Raw genomic sequence first — 23,835 nt, forward strand, 5'->3', positions numbered from 1 at the left:
TAATGACCTAGTGCACTTCTAATCGCATCCCGCTCTTGTACAAAAAGTCCTTTACACACTTTTCTAAACTGTATTGTATACTCCTCTGAAAAGAGGCTGCTATCTCTTTATTAGGAAACTTTAATGTATATAGGCTAGTAGATGCATCATAATCATGAATGGTTAGATAGCCCGTTTGAAACATCAATGATTTTAAGCTAATCTCACGCCTACTCCCTGTATACATGAGATCTTCTCTAGTAGCCTCTATTTGGAGGTTATCTATATTCAGATCGAATCTATCAGGATCTGCCAACATCTGGTTAATGAGTATGGTAGGGCTACCTGACTCATACCAGTAGTTTTCTAGTTTACCAGATTCTAAAAATTTTAGCGTAGAACATGGGTTGTATACACTTGCGCCATCTTCATAAAACTTATATCCATTGTAATAACTTGCTATGTGGCGCATAACTTCTAAATCCGTTATTTTTTTATTTTCTTTTGCACCATTGTTCAGCAATATCTGCTAAGTTTTTTGAGAATATGGCTACAATTTCTTGCTGCGTATAGCCAAACATGGCATCCGCTAGCCATATCTGCGACCAAATTAGAAAGCTTTGTTTTAAGCAAATGGCCTCTAAGTGTTAACCCATATGTTGAAGCCACCTCTGTAAGCGTCTCTTCTAGAGACAATTGTAATAATTCTGCAGAGTCATTGGTTAATCTAGAATGGTCTAGTTTAATCACTGGATATTTCTTCCACTCATATCCATTTTCTGACTCACCTATATAACAATCCTTAAATACCTACTTGTCTCCACTGCATATAGTAGCCAGTGTATTGATAAACAATGATTTCCCAAATCTCCTAGGCCGGGCTATAAATACAGGATTTCTTTTTTCAATTAGCCCTTGTGCATATCGTGTTTTATCTACATAATAGCCTGTTTCAATCACTGATTGGACATCTGAATACCCAATAGGCAGTGCATTTGTCCTACGCATCATTTGTATCTTTTTAAACTTCTTTTGCTAGATTTTCTCAGCAATCAAGTTTCGAACAAGACCTGTTATTTAATTGTTTTACCCCCCATCATCATCTAGCTTTTCTACACGCCTTGACCGTGGCCATAAATAGTGTACAGCTAACATCACCAGACCATTCACTAATACGCAAGGAAAGGTACCACTAGCCGTCAACAATAGAGGAGCCACCAATTTTCGCCAAGCGATAACAGCTAGTGCACCTGCAGCCATACCCATTAGTGCATTACGTGCAGTAGTACGAAACCCTAAAACAGCCAAAATAAACGGAGCAGCTATTATGGGTATATAAAAACGATCAAACCAATTACTCATAGTACGAATAGCAGAAAGCGTAGAACTATTTAAAGACAAGAAAATACCCAACACAGCAATAACTAGCATTGCCTATATAAGCTACCCTATAATGGGCAATACAGGACAAGTGCTTTTTAAGGCGCACACGGAGTAATATTGGTAATATATCATAGCTAATCATAACCGAACAGACATGCAGCCTAGAATCAGCTGTGGACATCGTAAGAGCTAATAAACAGACACAAAATATTCCTTTAAATAAAGGAGAAATATGCATCAATATATAATTTAAAGTCTCATTTTTTGGTATATCTGGTGGTAACCATGCAAAAACAAATGCACCAACAAGCATACAGCATAACATGATTACAAAACTAATCATACCAGCATATAAACATACTTTTTGGGCTTGAGCAGGCTCAGCAGCCATATAGATATGCTGCATATAGCCAGGCTCTATAAAGCCAAACATAAAGGTTAGATAACGCAACGTAAGCCCCAACTTGGTTTGACCGACAAACAGCCCATTCCATGTAAATTGCTTTTGAGTGGTTACAAAAGCAAACGTTTCACCAATTGGACGACCTGTCTTGATAAACATAAACCAGGCTAAGAGACAAATAAGGCCCACAAAAGTTATAGATTGCCATACATCCGTCAATACAACAGCACGGCTACCACCAAATATAGTATAGGCAATAAGTAGTATAGCAGCCAATATAGTAATGCATACTGGGTTCACTGAAGTTATACATCCACTTATAACCTGAGATAAGATATAAATCTGTGTAGCAATAAGGATAATAGAGTAGCAACAACTCAATAAAGCAGTAATAGCTCTTGGATATTTTCCATAAAGGAACACCTAGTTCTAGTAGAGATAATAAAATTTCTTCCCGCGCTACTCTTTTTTCAGTTCCATAATCACATAAGCATTCATAATCATGAGTTTCAGATTCGGAATCATATATATGGCCATCACATGGCAATGGAGCATCGTACATCGCTTGCGCCACCATGGATAGCGGGGTTATACCCAATCGATTTGGCATACTGCAAATCTCTATTAGTTCGGCACCATTATTTCTAACAGCTTTCTTTAACCAATTTACTAAGCATTCTACTATGGCTAAATTAGCAGTATTAACCCCTAAATGGATAAGTGTGTTCTTATCATCTCCATGCTTTTGTAAAAAAGCTTGCTTTAGACCAATCCTTCCCTATCAGCCGCTTGTAGTGAGCGGTTTAGCCTATGGGGCAGATATATGGGCCCATAAGCAAGCATTGGAAATGGGACTGACTACCGTAGCGGTATTGCCAACCAGTTTGGACCAAATCTACCCTACTGCACACAAAAAAATAGCGATGGAGATGTGTGGGCTAAGAGGAGGCTTGCTTACAGAGTACCCTATAGGCAAGTGGACTGGGCGCCCATACTTTTGTGGCACGCAATAGAATTTTAGCTGGGCTGGCAGATGTAACCATAGTGATTGAGGCGAAAGAAAAAAGTGGTGCATTGATTACTGCCTATTATGCCAATAGCTACCATCGAGAAGTTTTTGCCTTGCCAGGTAGCATTTACTCAGCTACCTCGGCAGGATGCCATCGATTGATTAAACGGAATCAGGCACACCTACTGACCTATATAGATGACTTAGCTTATATTATGAACTGGAAGGTGAACCATCAACCCAAAGTAGACATTTACCGTAATGATCCACTTACAGAACCAGAGCAAATGGTTTTAAACCAGTTTCAGGAAACTACACAACCCATAACCGTTGATGGGCTAACAGAGGCTACCGCTTTGCCACCTGGCGCATTACAAGCGGCATTGCTATCACTAGAATTACAAGGGTTATTACGGGCACTACCGGGTAAGCGTTTTATATTAGCACCTATGCATAAACAATAGACTTCTTTTGAAACACTACTTCTGCTGGTAATTTGCACGTCGATCCGGTGCTCAAATCCTCATACATTTAGTACGCTCCGGTTTTCCGCGCCGTCTCTCCTACAAATTCCTGACCACAAGCAGCGTTTCAAAAGAAGTCTTCTGCTGGTAATTTGCGCGTCGATCTGGTGCTCAAATCCTCACGTACATTTAGTACGCTCCGGTTCTGCGCGCCATCTCTCCTACAAATTCCTGACATATAAGCAGCGTTTCAAAAGAAGTCTCGTGAGATGTAAAGCATAATGCAAGAATTTAGCTAAATTTGAAGCAGCTAAAACCTAACCCATCGATATATATGTTTAAAGTAGCCACCTTATACAAATTTGTCCCGCTAGATGACCTAGTAGCGCTACAACAAAAGCTGCAGTCGATATGCAAAACACTAACCGGCACACTACTTATTGCTTCAGAAGGGATTAATGGCACCATTGCTGGCCTGCCTGATCTACTAGACTATGCCATGGCCGAGCTAAAAGTGATTCCAGCACTTAGCAACTTGTGGTATCAATATTCTACAGCCAGTGATAAGCCATTTCGCCGCCTAAAGGTTAGAATCAAAAAAGAGATTATCACCATGCACAAGCCGGAGGTGCAGTCGATGGGGCTACGTGGTCAGCACGTCTCAGCTGCAGACTGGAATGATAGATTAGACCAGGCAGCTGTTGTGGTTGATGTCCGAAACGACTATGAATATCGATTGGGCAGCTTTGAAGGTGCCTTAAACCCTAAAACAACCTACTTTAGTCAATTCCCTGCTTTTGTGGAAAGCCATTTAACTGCTTATAAAGACCAGCCCATTGCTGTGTTTTGTACGGGAGGCATCAGATGTGAAAAGGCATCTGCTTATATGCTTGCGAGTGGTTTCAAAGAGGTTTATCAGCTAAGCGGTGGCATTCTACAATATTTAGCCCATACGCAAGAAGATCTTTCCAGATGGAAAGGAGAATGTTTTGTATTTGATGAACGCATATCCCTAGGCCATGGATTAAAAAAAGGAAGTAGCCTGCTTTGCTATGGCTGCCGTATGCCTTTAACAACAGAAGATCTAGACGAAAATTACAAACCTGGTATTCGATGCAAATTTTGTCTAAAAAAAGAGAAATAAAGCATTTTTTAGCTCTTTCATCCCTAGCCCTATTCTAAAATCTGCTGAACCAGCCGACAAAGATCACCATAAGATTCTGCAAAGAGCGGACACATATTCCCAGTTGGACTATTTTTAATGCGTACACGACTGGCACTAAAAATTGAGCCAAAAAGCAGATCCAATTTATGAAGTGGATACCGAAACAACAAATGGTTTTGTTGGTTATGATCCTCACGCGTAGAGGGATCCATCATAATCGCTATTAATTTACATAACTTATATTTGTCTTTCATAGTAGAAGCCAATTCGATAAAGTTTTCTAAACCAACTGGTACCATATTGTTGTGTTCAGGAAGAATCAGTACCAGCTTTTCTATGATGGCCAAGGTATCCCGTAGTGCCGTTGCCTTCTCTTCTTTAATCTGTAAAGGTTCGCTAGAAGAAGCGTTGATTACCTTTTCTAAATTTATGGTTTCTAATGCTGTATCACATCCCTTTGCTTCTAATGCACCAGCACACCAACAGCTAAAATTCTCTGGAAAGGAATTACCAGGCTCAGTTGTAGTAAGAATAAGAACCTTGGTTTTCATGGTGTGGCATTTCTTTAAACTTTGATAGGTGCAGATTATAAACTATTAAAAATAGGTCACGCATCTGCCTATCCTCTGTAAGTAATGGCTTGGTGTTTTTTCTAAAATTTAGATTGTCCATTAAAATAATCAAACAATTTTTTAACACTTGTATGATAGAAAATCGACCGGAAGCAACAGTATTTGCACGAATATAGCAATTATTCGCACAAATAACGTAATATATTGTTTATTGGTTATTATTGCCATTAGAAATGGATTATGGAAGAGGTCTATTATTTAGGTACCAGTCGATAGAAGGTCATGCACAGGATCGAAAAAATAATATTAGGCAACCATATGTCAAGGAGCGGGTGCTCACTTTGTGTCTCGACTACAATTTTGGCAGATAAAAAGAGGATGATATAAAAGCAAGCCAATACACTGCCTAAAGTAATGCGCCTGCCTACACTACCTCTAGGTTTATGTACGGCTACTAAAAAACCCAATACAATAAGAATGATAATCGAAAAGGGCGTCATGTACCGAATATGTTTCTCTGCTATAAAAAAACGCACACTTTCGCTGCCTTTATAGATCAACTTTTGAATATGTAACTTCAATTCAGGGAGCGTTAATCCATCTTTTAGATTTGGATTAATGGAAAAATCTTCTGGATCTACCTCTAATGGAATGGTTAACGCATCCCCTGTAGCAAGTGTTTCATGCATGGGCAAAAGCGTCCGCTTTTGCCAAGACCGTAGGACCCACGTTTGGTCTGCTGCATTCCATTGTATCTTTTCAGCATGGAGTCGCTCTATGAGTGCGTGATCTTCAAAGGTATCTAAGCTTACATCATACCCCGTATTATTATAACCATAGTATTTAGCAATATGAAGGTATTGATTAGGGCTTACCTTGAGGTGTACGTAGTCTGATTGCACAAAACAACTTGTCATGTTCAAATATTTTGTTTCAAAGGCAACCCGCTCTTTGTTGGCACTAGCCAAGAACCAACCCGTTAAATAAAAATTGGCACCAGTAAGCAGCAATGCAATTATTATATAAGGGGTTATAATGCGATGCAAACTAATGCCACCGCTTAATAGGGCAATAATCTCTGATCGCTTTGCGAGCCTAGTGGTAACCCATATAGTCGTCCAAAAGACAATAATAGGCGCCAAAAGGTTGATTATATAAGGTGCGAGTACACAGTAGTATCTAAATACTCGATAAAAGGAAAGGTGATGTTTTTTAAACGTGCTTGCATTTTCCGCTGCATGAATAATGATAATTACTAAAGTAACAATGGTAAATACAACCAAAAAAGTAGAAAAGAACTTCTTGGAAATGTATCGATCTATTAGCTTCATTTTGGTTAGATTTTTTCCATGATGGTTTTAAGAATATGGTTTTTCCATACCACAAAGTTATCCTGTTGAATCTGCGCTCTAGCTTGACGCACCAACCATAGGTAAAAGGTTAAATTATGGACACTAGCCAATTGAGCACCTAATAACTCTTTAGAAGTAATCAAATGGCGCAAGTAGGCTTTTGAATAATAGCCACTAACCGGACCACCTAGTGCGGCATCTATAGGACTAAAGTCATCTGCCCATTTTTTATTTTTAATATTGAGCATGCCTTGTGTGGTAAACAAAGTACCATTCCGTCCATTTCGGGTAGGCATGACGCAATCAAACATATCTACCCCTAACCCAATGCACTCCAAAAGATCTAAGGGGGTACCCACACCCATCAAATAGCGAGGCTTAGACTTGGGCAAAATGGAACAAACCAATTCTGTAATTTCATAGAGTTGACCAGTAGGATGGCAAACCCCTCCTATCGCATTGCCAGGCCTATCAGCTGCAGCGATGGTTTCCGCGGATTGGATCCGTAAATCTTTATAGACACTCCCTTGCACAATTGGGAAAAGGGTTTGATGGGCATACTGCTCGGTTAAAGTAGCATCAAAATAATCTATTCCCCTTTTAAGCCAGCGATGGGTACGTTCCATAGAAGCTTTTGCATAGCTATAGCTACAAGGGTAGGCGGTACATTCATCCAATACCATCATGATATCAGAGCCAATACTGCGTTGTATATCCACTACACACTCTGGTGTAAAAAGATGTTTGGATCCATCTATATGCGAGCGAAAGGTAACCCCTTCTTCTGTAAGCTTGCGCGTACCCGCTAGAGAATAGACCTGATAGCCTCCACTATCGGTTAATATCGGACGATGCCATCCCATAAAAGCGTGGAGCCCTCCTGCGGCATCCAATACCTTGGTGCCAGGCCGCAGATAGAGGTGGTAGGTATTGCCTAAAATGATATCGGCATCAATCTGATCCTGTAGCACTTGCTGTGGAATCGACTTGACCGATCCGATCGTACCTACCGGCATAAAGATAGGCGTGCGAATGGTTCCTTTACAAGTAGTGATCAGCCCTGCCCTAGCCTTGGAATGCAGATCTTCATGTTCTACTAAAAATTGCAATGAAGTATGGATTATGATATAATGATTCAGTAATCTTTAAGCCAAACAGCGTAAGCCACCACTGCTTACCTAAAATCCTTTTGAGCTTTCAGGTCAAATATATGCTTTTTTACTCTTATCCTATATGAAGCCTGGCTGGGCGCATCTACAAATAGCAATAAAATCCATATTTTCTCTTAAATTAGAAGTTTGAGTAGAGATAGGCATCGTGCCTCTATACCATATAATATACCATTTCTATGCAACTTCGTGCTGATTCGTTAATAAAAGAATACAAGGGCCGTAAGGTAGTAAAAGGCGTTTCACTAACCGTTAAATCTGGAGAAATTGTAGGGTTACTTGGTCCAAATGGGGCAGGAAAAACCACTACCTTTTATATGACGGTAGGCCTTATCAAGCCAAATAGTGGCAACATTTATTTAAATGAAACATGCATCACCCCATTGCCCCTATACAAACGTGCCCAGAAAGGCATTAGCTATTTGCCTCAGGAGGCCTCTGTCTTTAGACAATTAACGGTAGAAGAAAACATCATGGCTGTATTGGAAATGCGGAATCTTTCCAAACAGGAGCGCAAAGAAAAACTAGATGGTTTATTAGAAGAGTTTAGCATTACCCATATACGGAAGAGCAAGGGCAATGTACTTTCTGGCGGAGAGCGCCGTCGTACCGAAATTGCCAGAGCATTGGCTACGGATCCTAAATTTGTTTTATTAGATGAACCTTTTGCAGGTGTAGATCCTATTGCTGTTGAAGAAATCCAATTGCTCATTGCCAAATTGAAACACAATAACATTGGCGTATTGATTACAGACCATAACGTAGATGAAACGCTTTCGATTACGAATCGAGCGTATTTGATGTTTGCTGGTGCATTGCTTAAAGCAGGTACGGCAGAAGAATTGGCAGCAGATGAACAGGTACGCAGGCTCTATCTGGGTGAAAAATTTGAATTAAAACGTTATGAATAAACTGTATGAAGCTATAAAAGAGCAGTATCAAGTAGTGATTGGGTTGGAGATTCATATTCAATTGCTTACCGATAGTAAAATGTTTTCCTCAGATAGAGCTGAATATGGTGCCCTTCCCAATACAAATCTTAGTCCTGTTACCCTAGCTTGCCCTGGTGCTTTGCCTAGGGTAAACAAAAAAGCATTTGACTATGCGATAAAACTAGGGCTAGCCTGTGGCGCAACGATTACAAATTTAAACTTTTTTGCAAGAAAAAGCTATTTCTATCCAGACCTACCGAAAGGCTTTCAGATTACACAAGATACCACGCCTATTTGCCGGGGTGGTTTTGTAACCATTTATTCTGATGAAGGTGTGGAAAAAAAGATTCCACTGATCCGCATGCACCTAGAAGAAGACACGGGCAAATCTTTACATGGCATAGTAGAGGATATTACATTATTAGATTACAATCGAGCGGGTACCCCTTTATTGGAATTGGTAACGGCTCCAGCACTTACGACAGGAGAAGAAGCCTATCAGTTTTTAGCTGAAATCCGGAAGTTGGTGCGTTATTTAGAGATCTGCGATGGCAACATGGAAGAGGCTTCGTTGCGTTGTGATGCCAATATTTCAGTCGCCCTAAAGGATGCTGAGCACTTTGGCACTAGGGTAGAGGTTAAAAATATGAATTCCATGCGCAACGTTCAGCTGGCCATAGCCTATGAGATTGATCGACAAATCGCGCTATTAGAAGCAGGCGAACCAGTAATCGCAGAGACCAGGAATTTCCAAGCTGCTTCAGGTGAAACGGTTAGCCTACGCGCCAAAGAAACGGCTAGTGAATACCGTTATTTTCCAGAACCAGATATTCCCCCTATATGGGTTTCAGAAGAATGGGTAGAAAGCATCCGAAAGACCATGCCTTTGTTGCCAAGGGCCTACTTTGAAAAATTCACAGCAACATATGGCCTTTCGCACTATACGGCTTCTGTGCTAACTGAAAACAAAGCCTTTGCCATGCTATTTGATGCGTTATGCGACCATACCCCCTATTATACCGCTGCAGCCAACTGGTTGTTGGGACCTGTGAAAGGCTATCTTAATGAGCTATCTCTTTCTTTAGAAGACTTTCCCCTTACGATAGACCGTTTTGTAGCACTGATCACCTTAGTAGAAAGTGGTAAAGTGAGTTTTTCCATTGCCGCCAGCCAAATCTTTCCGCTGTTGTTGCAAGACTTAGAGATAACCCCTATGGCCCTTGCAGAAAAGCTAGACCTCATACAGGATAGCAATGAAGCCAACCTTAAAGCACTCGTTGCAGAGGTATTAGCTACCTATCCAGACAAAGTAGAAGCCTATAAAAATGGCAAGTCAGGGCTACTGGCCATGTTTATGGGTGAAATTATGAAAAATAGCCAAGGGAAAGCAAATGCCTCACTGGTCAGTAAATTATTAGAAGAAGCTTTGAACGCAGACCAAAATTAGCTAAATTTGCGTATCCGGCTAGCGGCTTGATAGAATAAGCCTGATGGAGTATTACTATCCTTTAGCCGTCGGGTGATTGATCTATATATACTTAACATTACACTTTATTATAATTATGAACCTTTTTCATTTGATAAGCGGTGCAGCGTTGCACATTTTTGGTTGCCATAGATTGCTGGTATGGAATCTATTAGCTTAGCTTGTTGTATATGTGTTTCATGTAATATGCAAGCGAAGTATGGTATAAAGGATCATCAAAACGGTTCCTTAGGGAAAACTGGGATGCAAGCTAATGATAAAGTTTCTAAAGAAGACGTCAAATTAGACGAAGAGAAGTTGAACAATTTGTATACTCTTTTCTATAGCATAATATCTGAACCAGATAACGAGGATAATCTAAGGAAATTGTGGTGCTTACTTGATTCAGAAGACCCGAATACTAAAGAACTCGCAAAGAAAAAAAATAAAGAAGGTCTGACGCTATTTGGTCTTGCAATAAAAGAGTTTTGCAAAAAAAATCTCAACCCTAAAATCGAGCTAAACATACATATAATCATCATGGCATTATTGGGTAGTGATCCCATAAAAATAGAATGTTGTACATCTAATGAAAGTGAAACTGGTGATAACGAAATACATTTAATGGTGAGATTACATAGCACCGAGGGTTTATCTCAATATCAAAAGGGAGTTTTAAAAGCGCTTGTTCAACCCATAAGCAGTAACGCTAAAGACCTAGCAAAAATAAAGGGTCTAAAAAATCCAGTAAATGCATTGAATAAAAAGAAGGAAACGCCATTGCATGTAGCATGTAAAAGCGGCAACGTAGCAATGGCCAAGATCTTATTTAAATGGACTAATCTTACTATAGAAGATATAGATGGTAATAGTGCAGTTAGCTTGATATTAAATAATCCAAAAATACTCTACGCATTCCTAGATGCTATCGAAAAAGAAACAATTCATGAAGATCGTATAAAAGAATTTTATAGTTTCAAAAATCGAGAAGGTAGATCTGTTTGTGGTATTGTTTCAAACAAAGTTGCTGAGCTTAGTTCCACCACGGAAGAGGGTTGGAAGCACCCTAAGCTAGTTCAATACATGGAATGCATTTATCACCCTTACTCTAAGCCTACCCGTAAGCCTAACGCTAAGCCTAACCCATTTTATGGCTATTTTATGGTCACTAAAGGAATTTCAGAGAAAAAGTTGAGGAAAATCACAAAAACTGAAGCAGTACAATTAAGCAAAGAAAAATGTTCTATATGTTTTGAAAATTTCAATCTTATTACATGTAAGATAAATCGCTGTGGACACTATTTCCATAGAAAGTGTTTAGCCCAACTCTTCTGCAACGATGAAATAGAGAAAAATAAACTAAAACCTACCTGCCCCAATTGTAGAGGCCTTATTTAGGCGCCTGATGCAACAGAAAATTAAGTTTGTATAAAAAAAGGATAATCCCTAATTAATGATTGATTTTAAGTACTAAAACGAACGCATCTATTCAAATCAATGGTAAATATACTTCATCGCCTATGGCCGCCGATAAAAAGCTGAACAATCGTTCGTCAGCAAACTACAAGCTTACTGAAGCGCCAAGTCTTTTTATCAGCGGCCATTAGCGCTTTAACTTGACGCAATAGGAACAACCCACCCATTAAGCTGATGTAGTATCAGCCTTATGGGTCATGGAACATTATACCATTATCCTACTAGATATGATCCTTTTAGCCACAGGGTTGATTGGCCTACCTTAACATTACACTTTATTACAATTATGAACCCATTTCATTTAATAAGCCGTTCAGCGTTGCACATTTTTAGTTGCCGTAGATTACTGGCATGGAATTTACTGACTTGTTGTATATGTATTTCATGTATTACGGAAGTGAAGTATGGATACACTGATATTCAAAATAAAAAAGAAGAGACATCTAGCGATATAGCTAAAGTGTGTAAAAAATCTGAAGCTACAGAATTACACTTTGCTTGTGCACATCGCGATCTAAAGCAAGTTAGAAAACTATTAAGTAAAGGGGCTGACCCAAATGTGCAAGACCCTTCTGGATGTACACCATTCCAGTTAGCAATCCTGCATTTTATTAAAAAAGTCAAAAAAAAGGCGCTTAATAAAACCCAATTGGATATTTTGTCCCATTACAAAAAGAATCAGTGGCAAAAAACACTATCCAAACTTACCGGACGATATCAAATATGCAACAACGCCTCTAAGATCATTCAGGCGTTGTTAGATAGTTCAACTATTAAGCTTAGTAAACAAGATTTGACCTGTGTATTTTCATTTGGTCATGAACTATTAACACTTGAAATTTTAGAGCATAGAAAGTTTCAGATAGATCAAGTCGATCTATATAATACTACTCTCATAGAGAAACTAAACAGATTGATAATAAAAAATACTAAGGACCTTCCAAACCTAAAAAAGCGCCAAGGGCTTAATTTACTTGGCCTTGTAATAAAAGAATATGGCAAAAACAGATCTGATTCTAAAATTAACATTGACTTAAAGAACATCATGACTAAATTATTGGCTCATTATCCAAAGAAAGCTATTTTTAATGAGGCTAAAACTGGTAATAATGATCTGCATTTTATAGTAAATGCACATAGCAATAAAGGCTTATCTAAAGAGCAAAAAACATTTTTAGAACAAGTTGCGAAAAAGCTATGTAGTCATCCTTTACAACCACAAAATTTAGTAAATAAGGCTGGGAAAACGCCACTCTTTTTAGCAGTTGAAGCACGTAATCTAACAATATTTAAAATCTTATTACCAAAGACTACTAACTTTAGCGGATCAAACAAAAATAACAATACTTTATTTCACTTGATGGTAAATAATCCATCAATGATCAAGGCATTCATAGCTGCAATAAAAAAAGGCCAAATTGATCTTAACTATATACAACCTTGTAATTCCCTAAATAAAGACAAGAACACTGCTTTAGATCTTGCCTCGGAACTTACCAATCTTGCCCTCAAAGACACATATATACAGTATATCGATGTGTTATACACATACGGCAAAACTCCCCCGATGAGGGACCTCATTAAGATTGGGAAGATAAAAGAAATAGAGGCAGCCGACGTAGCAAAATTAAAGGACAAAACATGTGCTATATGTCAGGATGATATAGAAAATAAACTAGTGCGGGTACAAGCCTGTGGGCACCATTTTCATGGGCACTGTTTCAATAAAAATGTCTATATGTGCACAATTTTAAGTCAAAAGAATCTCTTCTGCCCTGTGTAAATGTGATATTAAATCAAGGGCTTAATATAAATATGTAACGCTATCAACATACTCCTTAAAAAAGGAGCATGCTTTCCTTTAATCAGTATTGATAGAATTATAGCAAAATCCTAAAATAAATAAGTAAAATTTCCCCTATGTCAATTACACAATCTAAGATTGTTACAGTTATATATCAATTTTAAAGCTTGATATAAAGCATTCAACTTTTAAAAAAAGTGCTTTTTTGGTATATTTTTGCTACCTAGTCCTGAATATATCTAAATCTTAACCTAATTCGTATTAGCTTTAAGTGATTTCATCACTACCAAGCTATATTTCTTATGCATAAGTTAAATAGGCTACCTATTGGCTACTCAGATATCCAAGAGATTATCAAGCGTCACTAAGACCATTTAGACATATGTATTAACGTTATGCTTTCTGGATTGAATAATCTAGAAACTTATACCTTACTAGATGAAGAATATAGTGCTTACTTTGGCTTTAGTGAGGCTCTGTTCATGGTAACTGCGCTGTATAAATTGGTTTTAAATCAGCTACTAATGCCTTTCTATGTTTATATGAAACATACTGCAAGCTATTCCTAATGGCATGAATCATATAGAGCTGATGGTCCGTTTTTGGGTATACAGCAGAAATGGCCTCGGACATACTTGGCAAATAAAGATAAGAGCTTATCATCTAAGCCAGGTATTCTTGTGTGACGCTTAGGTAATAAAACAGGTTCAAAAGTGGCTGCTCTATCTCTGGGGACATCAACTGATATCACCCTATTATCAGTTGATAACTTGCTTACTGGATAAGCCGTTACGTGCATTATCTGAAGCACTATACGCATACTTATTATAACCTAAATGGTTATCCATTTCTGACTTTAACGCTTTTTCTACAAGACGCTTACTTAATTGCTTGAGTAAGCCGTCTTGATCAAATAGGGTGGATAGATCTACGCCTGAGTCTATGAGAACATCTATGGCTTGGCTTATACCGTCTTTGGGTCTGTCTTTTCTTTTCATTCTGGTCAAGGATTATTGTTTAGATAAATATACAACCGAAAAAATATTTACACGACACTTAAGTAGACAGACCCGATCCTAAGGTATTAATGGCCAAAAACATGCACAAAGATCATGGTATGGTCATCAATGATATCTGTAAAACATTAAAAATTTCCAGAGCAAGTTTTTATCGATATGTTAATATATTATGATAATCATCAAAATTGTTTGTTAAAGACTTAGTTTTAGATTTTAATCTATACCCACTCTACTGCTATAAGACTTTCAATTTCGTTGGCTATATAAAACCAAAGTTACTTTTAATAAAAATACCCTCTCTAGTGAGGGTTAATACCGATAAGCATATTACCATTGCCTTAACGTGCTTTATTCTCCCTTTTCTGAGGCCACCCCAATTACTTATGATGGAACTATTTAAGGTCTTTTATAAAGTTTAAGGGAAAAAGCAAGTATCTACTATTGTATTAGTCAGCATTTAATCCTATACTTTTAGTGTATGAAACATACCTATACGAATCACATATTTTATGTATAGTTGTATTGATGACACCTTGTAAACTTATACTGCTATGAAGAAAATACAATTTACTTTCAACCTATTCCTACTTAATTTATTGGGAATAGCTTGTAGTGGACGTGTATCGTATCAACCTATGTTAAAAAACATAATAAAAAATGATTACTTGCGTGATATGGATAGATATCCCATAAAATATGGAGAAAGTGGGGAGACAACCAACCGAGAAATAGGAAAGTGTAACAATTTCAACTATAGATTCAAAAAAACTGGTCCAGATGGGAAAGGTAGACTATATGGGGAAGCATATCCTATATACCTCATGCAGCATCATACAGTTGCAGACTTCAATCGTACTGTTGATATATTTACACAAGAAAAATATACAGTATCTGCTCATTATGTTATTGACACTAATGGGAGCATATATCGTTTTGTTGCGGATCCTTACAGAGCTTATCACGCAGGAATTGGTAGTTTGGCTGAAAGCTCTAAACTTAGTAGTGCTTTAGTATCTTATTCCGAACTACAAAATGATATGAATAGCTGGTCTATTGGAATTGAAAATGTAAACAATGGTAATCAGCCTTATACAGAGGCACAAATCAAGTCTAATGTAGAGCTGTCTACAATGCTTACTCAACAGCATAGGAACATTGATGCTAAACTAATGTTAGGGCATAGCGATTGGGCTCCAAGTAGAAAAATTGATCTAAATCCTTATTTCTTTTGGGACAAGTTGGCCAACGCACAGGATGAACCATCTTTTAATGAACTTAACATTAATAAAAATTTTGGTGTATACCCCAGAAAAAAGGACTTAAGCATAAGTCCAAACCCTGATATAGTAGTGTCTTATAAGGCAAAAGATAGTAGGTGTCACAAGATGAACAAGAATGGATCCAAAAGCTACGTGAATATGGATATAATATCAAAACAGATGGTACTTATAATGATTCAGTCCGAGGAGCTATTTTAGCATTTAAAATACACCATTCTGGTGATGATATACTTCGTAATGATGCTTTACATAAGGATTGGGAAAAATATATCATGGAAAGGAAGGATCTCTTTTATATCAGTTTGATGCGAACGATGGTAAATATCTAGATGATCTATTAGATCAGTTTTCTAAGTAGTTTCTTCAAAATGAACGTTAATATAGATTTATAGTATTTTATTTTTCAGAAAGCCTACTACTTTAATTATCAATTATTTTCTACGCTTGGCAGTAAATATAATTTTAGAGTACATAGGGTAGTATAAGCTTAGGATAGCCTTTGGGTAGCTGATTCAAATGGCTCACTTGAAACGTATCCCTACTTAATAGTGAGTTAAGGCTAGGATCTTCTGGATAGTTAAGTAGTAGTGAGCCTGTAAATTATTTTGTGTAAGTGCCGTTTTTTAGGAGAATCTTCCCTCAAATTCGATAGCGAATCGATTCAGAGCCGCTCTCCAATCATGTAAAGACATAGTCCACTTTTGTGATGCCTTCTGTATGGCTAAATATACTACTTTTAATGCAGATTGGTCATTAGGAAAAATTTTACGGTTATTGATAGATTTTCTAATAACGCTATTGAGTGATTCAATGGCATTGGTCGTATAAATAATTTTTCGTATTTCATCAGGATAGTCAAAAATAGTTATAATGTTGCTCCAATTTTTATGCCATGAACGACTAATAGCTGGATATTTTTTATCCCATTTTTCACTAAAAATAAGAAGTGCTTCTTCCGCTTGCTCAAGAGAAATAGCGCGATAAATAACTTTAAGATCCGATGCGACGGACTTCATGTCCTTATAGGGTACATAACGTAACGAATTACGAATAAGATGAACAATGCATAACTGAATTTTGGTTTTTGGAAATACTGTATTAATAGCATCTGGAAATCCGGTTAATCCATCAACACAAGCAATAAAAATATCCTTAATGCCACGATTATTTAACTCAGTTAATACTGAGAGCCAAAATTTTGCACCTTCGGTTTCTGCTATCCACAAACCAAGTAATTCTTTTTGCCCTTGACAATTAATGGCTAATGCCAAATAAATTGATTTGTTGATTACGCGTTTATCTTGATGACACTTGATAACGATACAATCTAAATACAATATGGGATATACTGTTTCTAATGGACGATTCTGCCAAACAGTAATCTCCTCAATAACAGATTCAGTTACTTTCGAAATTAAACTGTGTGATACCTCTGTACCATACAGCTCTTTGAATGTATCTGAAATATCTCTGGTAGTCATCCCTCTAGCATAAAGAGCCAAAATTTGTTCATCAAATTCAGTGAAGCGAGTTTGCCCTTTGCGAATGATTTGAGGATCGAACGTGCTGTTTCGGTCACGTGGCGTATTAATTTCCATTTCGCCAAAATCACCCTTTAATCGCTTAGGAGAGTAACCATTACGGCTATTTCCCGTGTTCCTGCCTTCTATAGCATGCTTTTCATAGCCAAGATGATCCTCTAATTCTGCATCCATAGCACGTTCTACCGTGATTTTTAATAGTTGCTTGCTGAGAATAGCTAAATCTTTTTCACTCTTAATAGACTTCGACAATTCATTTAGTAGATTTGGATCTATATTTATTTGTTGTTGTTCCATTGCTTATGACTCATTTATAACTAACGATTTAATCCGTTAGATTAGTTAATAATAAGCATTTACACAATTTTATTTACAAACTCAAATATCTGTTGTAGGTAGGCTTCTTCCTGTTAAATTTTTAATGGTTATTGCCCTGTTTTCTTTATGAAAAGATAATATTTTCAGCTCGTCTAATGGAATTGTATCCGCTATATCTTGTATCTTTTTGTGTGGATAAGGTCTAAAGTTAAGGCCATACCATTTGGATTGCGCTAGACCATCCTGATTAGAAAATATTGTAAGCTGCTTTTTTTCACTAGCCCAGATGTCTGTTTGTAGAATCTGTTTAACGTAGTCTTGATCCCAAGGAGATGCAGTACCAAAAAAGCGTTCATGTAAATTCTTCAAATAAGATTGTTGTATCTGTTTCTCCAATAATGGTTTTTCATATCCCTTCTGATGTGGATTAATCCATTTGTCTGTCTCCTGTTGGCAAAATTCTATAGGAAAAAACTCCATTGAAATAAGATAAAAAAGGTGGTTACGCTTGTATAGCATTTAAAGTACCATGCTAAGGCTAATAGGTAACGGATAAGCTATAACTTACTTAACATTAATAAGATATAAAATAATATATTACAATATTACAATTTGTATCTATCATTTCCCACATTCAACTAATAATAAATATCTATGTTAACCTTATATATTCTGCCAACTATAGTCATATTCTTTCTGTTATTAACATTAGTCGTAGGTATATACTATAGTGGTAAAATAACTTCCTTACGTGAATATGCAATAGGTAATAAAAATTTTGCTACTGCCACTTTAGTGGCTACATTACTGGCCACACTTTATGGGGGAGGTGCCTTGATGCGTACTGTACAACAGATTTATAATCAGGGTATATATTATATTATTATATTGTTAGCAGACAGTATCTCTATTTGGATATGGACGCTACTTATACCACGTATGGGACCATTTATGTACCACCTTTCCACAGCAGAAAGCATAGGTAGCGTATATGGTACATGGCCTAGAATCATCTCTGCACTATTTGGTGTAGTACGCTCCCTTATAACTATTGTTACACAAATTAATGTAGTCACTTCAGCTGTTGCTATCTGTATACCTAAGATAGATTCCTATGCTATTACAGTGGCCATTAGTCTAATTTTTGTTACCTATTCTAGTTTGGGCGGCATTCGTTCTGTCACCTTTACTGACGTTATGCAATTTATCACCTTTACAATTGTTATTCCCTTTTTTACTTGGTATATGTATATACATACCAACCAGTCGGTAACAGAGATAATTGCCTGCTTAAAGTGTTCGACGAAATTTCAATTGGATGGTTTATTTCATCTCAATCGTAAATTTATTGGAGCATTTATGCTAATATTAGCGATCATAATACCTAGTGGAAGACCTAGTATGATGCAACGGGTATATATGTCTTCTGGAGTTATACAAGCTAAAAAAGTTTTTTATTACACTAGCATTTTTAACCTACTTATAGTGGGTTTTATCATTTTCATCGGTTTATTTACCATTGTATCCATAAATCATTTAAGTATAGAAGAAATTTGGCCCTATATTGTCGGTCAATGCCCACCTATTCTGCAAGCATCCATTCTAATTGGACTCATTGCTATGACTATGTCGACTGCTGACTCTAGTTTAAATAGCTGTGCTACCATGCTTACCCATGATTTACTTGCTAATATTTACTCAAAATGGTACATGTTATCAGAAAAAAATCAGTTATATATAGTAAGGATTTCCTCTCTAGTTACTGGTTTATTAGCTATGATAATAGCTTTTTACTGTAAAGATTTGTTCCGGTTACTTTGTTGGGCACTTCAAGTGTCCGTGCCTATTACAGCTGCTCCGCTATTACTAGCCATCTTTGGTTTTCGCGGCACTTCCCGTACCGCGTTAATCGGTATGGGTACAGGTGTGTTGACCATTCTAATATGGAACGAATTGGTTCAATCTTCTACTGGTATAGATGGTTCTGTCCTTGCCATGCTAGCAAATGGTCTAGCTATGATGGCAGCTCATTATCTATCAAAAAAACCAAAAGATAGATGGTGGGTTGGAATAGATGATACATTTAAACAAATTAAACAAGAAAATTCCCGTAAGCGTGCAGAACGCAAAGAAGCGATTAAGAATTATTGGACAAATAGAAAAGATACTTTAGCCAAGTTGATGCCAAGCCACACTACGATGGTATATGTAGGATTATATATTACCATTACTAGTTTGTTTACTTATTCTATGATTCGTATTACGGATCATGATGGCTGCTGGCTTACTATTCAGTTATTTGGATCAGCTTGTTGTTTAGGCTATCCATTTCTTTATGATATTTCCAAAAAAATAAGATCTATTCCCAGTTGGTTTATTGGCCTATACTGGTTAGTGGGTTTATCAGTTTATCTTCCTATAAGTTTGCTTTTTACCTGGTGGTATCCTCATGATCTTATCTTTACCTTATCCTTATCTTTTTCCCATTTATTCATAATCTTATGGATTTTTCCTCTTTACATAGGTATAATGGTTATTGCCATTACATCATTAGTAGCTATTTATCCGATTTATGTTGCATGCTATTTTCCTTTATTAGGCTCTTTATTACCATTATGTATGATGGGTATACTAGTATTTGCTATTATTATTTGCTTTAAAATCAAAGTAGGTAATATTACCACACAGAATATTTACCTAAAAAATCAAGAAAAAATCAGAGAATCCCAACGAGTAAAAGCCTCCCTTTATGATGCAGCAATGGTTCCATCAAATGGTTCTGCTTCCCGTGCCCCTAAAGGTTATGGATTTATTTTAAATCAAGTAGTTGGTAAGATTGAGGAATCTATCTCCTTCTTAGATAATAATATTCCAATTTATAAGCAAGATTTACAAAGTATTATCAATAAGTTTTATGATTGGATAGCCTATTTCAATAGGATGGAAAAACATAAGGATCATGTGCTGTTACAGCCTACTAAAATTACTTTCGATAAACTGATTCGTAAAGTGGAAGTGGCACTATCCCAAGAGATTATTAATCCACCTAGGGTTCTGTTAGAAACAATAAACGATGCTGATAAAAGCCTATCTATTATAGGCGATATCAACCAATTAGTTTATTTATTGGTTCAATCTGTTTTACGGATCGGTAAAATAGAAAACGATATTCCATCAGTTGTTCGCATACAACTGTATCCTACTACTTTGCGCTTTATACAAGCGGATCCTATTGATAACAGCTACCCTACCTTTATGGATTTTAAATCTACTGATCTGGTTATCAGCCATTCTACCGTTGATGCAAAAGCGTTACCTAAAGTAAAGAATCAATATGACGATCTCATGGATTATATGGGAACAAAAGGTAAACAGGAAGTTCCGCCATCCATAGATCTACAACAACAAACCCTATCTACGATTATTGAAGCCCACTACGGATATTTAGAAGTTCCTGATGATACTAGAAAAAAAACTATGTTATTAGTATTGCCGAACAATGTTACTGATATCCTCAGTAAGATGACTATTACCCTGCCTATAGATTCCTTAACCTTAGATGCGCCTGTTACACCAAAGGAACAGGCTGATTCGATGATGGAATTGATGCAGTTCCATGATTACATTTCCAAAGTATCTATCCAAGAAGATCCTATTGACACAAAGACGATTTCAGGTTTGATTTTATTATTACGGAAACATTTTGGCTTTAAAAGGCATGCCTCTGGACAGTTGTTTTATGTTCGATCAGTAGGGATTGCTGCATTAGTGGTAGAATGGGTTTTTCACTCTCCTAAAGTGATTTATGCTTCTTTGCTTTATGAGTTGGTTCGCCGTACTTGTTTGCCGCTTTCTTATATCAAGAAACATTATAATTTAGGTGTTTATGCCTTTGTGCTAAATGTTATAGGTATAGATAAACGTCAAGACTTAGATCATCCTTCTTTGCTTTATGTAAAAAATCGATTGAAGGAAGCGATTAAAGAAGATCACGTACAGTTATCCATTTTATTTATAAAATTTGCTGAACGGCTTTATGACCTACGCCATGCTTCAGGCTATATCCATCTAACAGAGGTTCAACATATGGCGCAAGAAACATTGGCTATAGATGTGCAAATAGCCAATACATACTTAGGAAAAGAGATAGGAATAGCTTTAGAACAAGCCGCCAAGCAGGCACTAGAGTATTATGAAAATACAAATAAAAAAAAGGGTGTTGCAACAAAAACATAGAAATATCTCTCATGGAAATTAAAAATAAGTACTTTTTTGTAACTTATAAGAATTAGTATTTTATATTTGTTCCTACAAATACATTTAAGTAATTATTCCTTTCTAACTATTTAATGCTTATTAGTAAGATATCTTTATGACGGAAAACTTGAAACACGATGGTTTGGCAAAAAAAAATCTTTCTGATCCAATAGCTGCTCAGGAGTTTTTGGACCATTATTTACCATACTCCTGTAAATCATTATTAGATCTAAACACGCTTAAAATTGAGGAAGAATCATTTGTAGAAGAAAACTTAAAGCAAAAATTTAGTGATTTAGTATTCTCTATCAATACTAAAAATAATCAGAAAGCTTTCATATATATGCTAGTTGAGGCAGAGGTTAGCCCTAAGTATTGGACAGCGTTTAAGTTATGGAAATATATGTTTCTCTTACTTGAAAAACATAAGACGAAAAAGAAATCAAAATTTCCACTAATAATTCCATTGCTCCTCTATCATGGTAATACACCTTTTACTGTCCCAAGAAATTTATGGGAGTTGTTTAGTGAACCTAGCCTTGCTAAAGAGCTGATGGGAGGAGATTATCAATTGGTAGATTTGTATGCTATGCCAGATGATGAGATCAAAAATAAGGCGCACCTTGGAATGATGGAATACTTTATGAAATATGTTCACGTGCGTGATATGCTTAAGCTATGGGAGAAATTTTTAGAAAACTTTAAGTCTTGTATTCTACTAGATAAAGAAAAAGGTTATATTTATATAAGGAATTTTTTATGGTATACTGGCAGTAAATTACCAGAAGATAAATATCAAGATTTAGAAAATATTATAAGGGAACACATTCCTAAAGAGGATAAAGAAGCTCTTATGAGAACTATAGCACAAAAATATAGGGAAGAGGGTATCAAAATAGGGAAAGAAAAAGGTAAACTAGAGGGTATGAAGCTTGGAGAAAATAAAGGTAAACTAGAGGGTAAACTAGAGGGAGAAAATGAGAAAGCCATTTCTATCGCTAGAGCCATGCTTGCAAAGCGTTACCCGTTAGAAGATATTATTGCTCTTACTGGTTTATCCTGATCTCGCATTCAGGAGCTTGTGTAGGCCTACTTATAGCTATCCTATTCGTACCCGTTCATGGCAGTGATTTTTAGGCGATTAAACTTTGCAGCTGTATAAAAGGATTTATTTTTTGTTGTTTGGCAGTTAGGTAGATAGATATTACCCGTTCTAAGAATCTATCACCTCTTTGTGATTGTGTAAAGTATGGGTTTTTACGATAGACGACATAGTGGCTGATTTGCCTTTCAGCCAAGTTATTGGTCAAAGGAATATTTACTGGGTCTTGTTCAAATCTCCACAGCATAATCCCTAGCAATATGTGCCCAACAGAGTTGCCGATTAGTGGGAGGAAAGTAACTGTAAACCGCATATCTATCGCTCACTACAATGTGTTGTTTAGGATTTAGACCACTTTTTTCTAAAACTTTTCTGCTTCTGGAATTAGTAAACTTAAATAAAGTGGTCATATTATTGGTAAAGACCCAACCCCAGTTTAGTTTACTGCTGTTATAGTGCCCCATCTCATCTATATGGAGTACCTTGTTTGCCTTAATCGTTGTTTCTATAGCTTGATAAGCTGCTTTGCATTTAGAAGCTACTCTAGCTTCGCTGTTAGAGCTACCACCAAGGCTGATATCTAGATTAAAGAAGTTTTTAAATATACAAACTGAGACCGTTACAATAGGTAGGCATTAAAATTTTTGTTATTCTTCTAGGGTTATTTTTGCTGTTATGGAATCATAAGCTTTATTATTTATTGATTGTTAGGTTAATTGTTTTTGTTCACGACTATGGCAATAAAACTTGTTAAATGCGGCAGCGGCATGTGAGTGAGTAGATAGCTGGTATCTATTTAGTTGATACTAAAGGTTATTTGTTGTAAAATGCGTCTAGAATCATTTTCATAGACTGAATAACTGTATCAGCTATAGCATTAACACATGCATTCGCACAAGGCTCCGCATCCTTATATTTATCCTTTGCATTGACATGCCTAAGAAAAAGGTCAATAAGGCTATCAGTTATGTTTACACTAATAAGCTTAGGCAATGTATTATTTATAAGTCTACGAAACAACTGGCGCGCAAGCTCTGGTTTGTGCTTGCTGTCCTTACTTGCTTCTTCAGCACAACTGAAAAAAAATGTGATTAGATCAATTTTAAGCTCATCAAACTGGTTATGTTTAATCACCTGGCTGTTTT

General features: G+C 36.7%; 25 protein-coding genes and 2 pseudogenes. 11 read left to right on the top strand and 16 right to left on the bottom strand.

All coding sequences use genetic code 11. The features are described 5' to 3' along the window. Positions 1 to 7: 7 nt before the first annotated feature. The 5 genes from ACOALF_RS02260 to ACOALF_RS02280 form a co-directional block, all read right to left on the bottom strand. Complete coding sequence (locus ACOALF_RS02260) at positions 8 to 502, bottom strand: hypothetical protein (RefSeq protein ID WP_419241815.1); 495 nt, start codon at positions 500 to 502, stop codon at positions 8 to 10. After that, entirely contained in the window at positions 496 to 729 is a 234-nt protein-coding gene (locus ACOALF_RS02265) for a hypothetical protein (RefSeq protein ID WP_419241816.1), read from the bottom strand. The genes ACOALF_RS02260 and ACOALF_RS02265 overlap by 7 nt, the downstream gene beginning before the upstream one ends. Positions 730 to 789: 60 nt before the next feature. Further along, positions 790 to 987, bottom strand: a complete 198-nt coding sequence (locus tag ACOALF_RS02270; protein ID WP_419241817.1) for an AAA family ATPase — start codon at positions 985 to 987, stop codon at positions 790 to 792. Between the two features lie 78 nt (positions 988 to 1,065). Then, on the bottom strand, positions 1,066 to 1,410 hold the full coding sequence (locus ACOALF_RS02275; RefSeq protein WP_419241818.1) for a hypothetical protein: 345 nt from the start codon (positions 1,408 to 1,410) through the stop codon (positions 1,066 to 1,068). After that, on the bottom strand, positions 1,367 to 2,188 hold the full coding sequence (locus tag ACOALF_RS02280) for a sodium:solute symporter family transporter (protein WP_419241819.1): 822 nt from the start codon (positions 2,186 to 2,188) through the stop codon (positions 1,367 to 1,369). Before ACOALF_RS02280 ends, ACOALF_RS02275 begins: the two co-directional genes overlap by 44 nt. 152 nt (positions 2,189 to 2,340) lie before the next feature. Between ACOALF_RS02280 and ACOALF_RS02285 the strand changes: the two genes are divergently transcribed. From ACOALF_RS02285 to ACOALF_RS02295, 3 genes are all read left to right on the top strand, one after another. Then, positions 2,341 to 2,778 carry a DNA-processing protein DprA gene (locus ACOALF_RS02285; protein WP_419241820.1) on the top strand — a complete coding sequence of 146 codons (438 nt, stop codon included), beginning with the start codon at positions 2,341 to 2,343 and terminating at the stop codon, positions 2,776 to 2,778. Continuing rightward, positions 2,765 to 3,238, top strand: coding sequence for a DNA-processing protein DprA (locus ACOALF_RS02290; protein ID WP_419241821.1), 474 nt, complete (start codon positions 2,765 to 2,767; stop codon positions 3,236 to 3,238). The genes ACOALF_RS02285 and ACOALF_RS02290 overlap by 14 nt, the downstream gene beginning before the upstream one ends. A 334-nt stretch (positions 3,239 to 3,572) precedes the next feature. Next, positions 3,573 to 4,382 carry a rhodanese-related sulfurtransferase gene (locus ACOALF_RS02295; protein WP_419241822.1) on the top strand — a complete coding sequence of 270 codons (810 nt, stop codon included), beginning with the start codon at positions 3,573 to 3,575 and terminating at the stop codon, positions 4,380 to 4,382. 29 nt (positions 4,383 to 4,411) lie between these two features. Here the strand turns inward: ACOALF_RS02295 and ACOALF_RS02300 are convergent, their stop codons facing one another. The 3 genes from ACOALF_RS02300 to tgt form a co-directional block, all read right to left on the bottom strand. Then, positions 4,412 to 4,954, bottom strand: coding sequence for an NAD(P)H-dependent oxidoreductase (locus ACOALF_RS02300; protein WP_419241823.1), 543 nt, complete (start codon positions 4,952 to 4,954; stop codon positions 4,412 to 4,414). Positions 4,955 to 5,229: 275 nt separating this feature from the next. Then, positions 5,230 to 6,306, bottom strand: coding sequence for an LptF/LptG family permease (locus tag ACOALF_RS02305; protein WP_419241824.1), 1,077 nt, complete (start codon positions 6,304 to 6,306; stop codon positions 5,230 to 5,232). Between the two features lie 5 nt (positions 6,307 to 6,311). Next, a complete protein-coding gene (tgt, locus tag ACOALF_RS02310; RefSeq protein WP_419241825.1) occupies positions 6,312 to 7,436 on the bottom strand; it encodes a tRNA guanosine(34) transglycosylase Tgt in 1,125 nt (374 codons plus the stop codon). A gap of 239 nt (positions 7,437 to 7,675) precedes the next feature. Between tgt and lptB the strand changes: the two genes are divergently transcribed. The 4 genes from lptB to ACOALF_RS02330 all read left to right on the top strand — a co-directional run bounded on the left by lptB (position 7,676) and on the right by ACOALF_RS02330 (position 13,152). Further along, positions 7,676 to 8,407, top strand: a complete 732-nt coding sequence (gene lptB / locus ACOALF_RS02315; RefSeq protein ID WP_419241826.1) for an LPS export ABC transporter ATP-binding protein — start codon at positions 7,676 to 7,678, stop codon at positions 8,405 to 8,407. Further along, a complete protein-coding gene (gene gatB, locus ACOALF_RS02320) occupies positions 8,400 to 9,875 on the top strand; it encodes an Asp-tRNA(Asn)/Glu-tRNA(Gln) amidotransferase subunit GatB (protein ID WP_419241827.1) in 1,476 nt (491 codons plus the stop codon). The genes lptB and gatB overlap by 8 nt, the downstream gene beginning before the upstream one ends. Positions 9,876 to 10,100: 225 nt before the next feature. Further along, positions 10,101 to 11,291 carry a hypothetical protein gene (locus ACOALF_RS02325; protein ID WP_419241828.1) on the top strand — a complete coding sequence of 397 codons (1,191 nt, stop codon included), beginning with the start codon at positions 10,101 to 10,103 and terminating at the stop codon, positions 11,289 to 11,291. Positions 11,292 to 11,559: 268 nt separating this feature from the next. After that, a complete protein-coding gene (locus ACOALF_RS02330; RefSeq protein ID WP_419241829.1) occupies positions 11,560 to 13,152 on the top strand; it encodes an ankyrin repeat domain-containing protein in 1,593 nt (530 codons plus the stop codon). A 513-nt stretch (positions 13,153 to 13,665) separates the two neighbouring features. Here the strand turns inward: ACOALF_RS02330 and ACOALF_RS02335 are convergent. From ACOALF_RS02335 to ACOALF_RS02345, 3 genes and pseudogenes are all read right to left on the bottom strand, one after another. Continuing rightward, positions 13,666 to 13,815: pseudogene (locus tag ACOALF_RS02335) on the bottom strand (transposase); the annotation flags it as partial. A 52-nt stretch (positions 13,816 to 13,867) separates the two neighbouring features. Continuing rightward, a pseudogene (locus ACOALF_RS02340) lies at positions 13,868 to 13,993 on the bottom strand (hypothetical protein); the annotation flags it as partial. Then, positions 13,932 to 14,171: a transposase gene (locus tag ACOALF_RS02345; protein ID WP_419241830.1), complete on the bottom strand. Its 240-nt coding sequence runs from the start codon at positions 14,169 to 14,171 to the stop codon at positions 13,932 to 13,934. The gene ACOALF_RS02345 and the pseudogene ACOALF_RS02340, both read right to left, overlap by 62 nt. A 119-nt stretch (positions 14,172 to 14,290) precedes the next feature. Here ACOALF_RS02345 and ACOALF_RS02350 point away from each other — a divergent pair, with 119 nt between their 5' ends. Beyond that, positions 14,291 to 14,365: a helix-turn-helix domain-containing protein gene (locus tag ACOALF_RS02350; RefSeq protein ID WP_419241908.1), complete on the top strand. Its 75-nt coding sequence runs from the start codon at positions 14,291 to 14,293 to the stop codon at positions 14,363 to 14,365. Between the two features lie 378 nt (positions 14,366 to 14,743). Beyond that, complete coding sequence (locus tag ACOALF_RS02355) at positions 14,744 to 15,670, top strand: N-acetylmuramoyl-L-alanine amidase (RefSeq protein WP_419241831.1); 927 nt, start codon at positions 14,744 to 14,746, stop codon at positions 15,668 to 15,670. A 425-nt stretch (positions 15,671 to 16,095) separates the two neighbouring features. Here ACOALF_RS02355 and ACOALF_RS02360 read toward each other — a convergent pair whose 3' ends face one another. Both ACOALF_RS02360 and ACOALF_RS02365 read right to left on the bottom strand, forming a co-directional pair. Further along, positions 16,096 to 17,310 (bottom strand): IS256 family transposase, encoded by a 1,215-nt coding sequence (locus ACOALF_RS02360; protein ID WP_419241131.1) that lies wholly within the window; start codon positions 17,308 to 17,310, stop codon positions 16,096 to 16,098. An 81-nt stretch (positions 17,311 to 17,391) separates the two neighbouring features. Next, positions 17,392 to 17,811 (bottom strand): NlpC/P60 family N-terminal domain-containing protein, encoded by a 420-nt coding sequence (locus ACOALF_RS02365; protein WP_419241832.1) that lies wholly within the window; start codon positions 17,809 to 17,811, stop codon positions 17,392 to 17,394. Between the two features lie 174 nt (positions 17,812 to 17,985). On the opposite strand from ACOALF_RS02365, the gene ACOALF_RS02370 reads away from it, so the two are divergent. Together ACOALF_RS02370 and ACOALF_RS02375 are read left to right on the top strand one after the other, a co-directional pair. Then, the gene (locus ACOALF_RS02370) at positions 17,986 to 21,567 is read left to right on the top strand and encodes a sodium:solute symporter family transporter (RefSeq protein WP_419241833.1); all 3,582 of its coding nucleotides are present in this window, start codon (positions 17,986 to 17,988) and stop codon (positions 21,565 to 21,567) included. 148 nt (positions 21,568 to 21,715) lie between these two features. Further along, positions 21,716 to 22,651 carry an Rpn family recombination-promoting nuclease/putative transposase gene (locus ACOALF_RS02375; RefSeq protein WP_419241834.1) on the top strand — a complete coding sequence of 312 codons (936 nt, stop codon included), beginning with the start codon at positions 21,716 to 21,718 and terminating at the stop codon, positions 22,649 to 22,651. A gap of 70 nt (positions 22,652 to 22,721) precedes the next feature. Here the strand turns inward: ACOALF_RS02375 and ACOALF_RS02380 are convergent, their stop codons facing one another. The 3 genes from ACOALF_RS02380 to ACOALF_RS02390 form a co-directional block, all read right to left on the bottom strand. Beyond that, entirely contained in the window at positions 22,722 to 22,937 is a 216-nt protein-coding gene (locus ACOALF_RS02380; protein ID WP_419241835.1) for a hypothetical protein, read from the bottom strand. Then, entirely contained in the window at positions 22,921 to 23,316 is a 396-nt protein-coding gene (locus ACOALF_RS02385; RefSeq protein ID WP_419241909.1) for an IS66 family transposase, read from the bottom strand. Before ACOALF_RS02385 ends, ACOALF_RS02380 begins: the two co-directional genes overlap by 17 nt. Positions 23,317 to 23,503: 187 nt before the next feature. After that, entirely contained in the window at positions 23,504 to 23,824 is a 321-nt protein-coding gene (locus ACOALF_RS02390) for a hypothetical protein (protein ID WP_419241836.1), read from the bottom strand. Between the last annotated feature and the right edge of the window lie 11 nt (positions 23,825 to 23,835).

This window comes from Cardinium endosymbiont of Nabis limbatus, assembly GCF_965196625.1.
Lineage (GTDB): Bacteria > Bacteroidota > Bacteroidia > Cytophagales > Amoebophilaceae > Cardinium.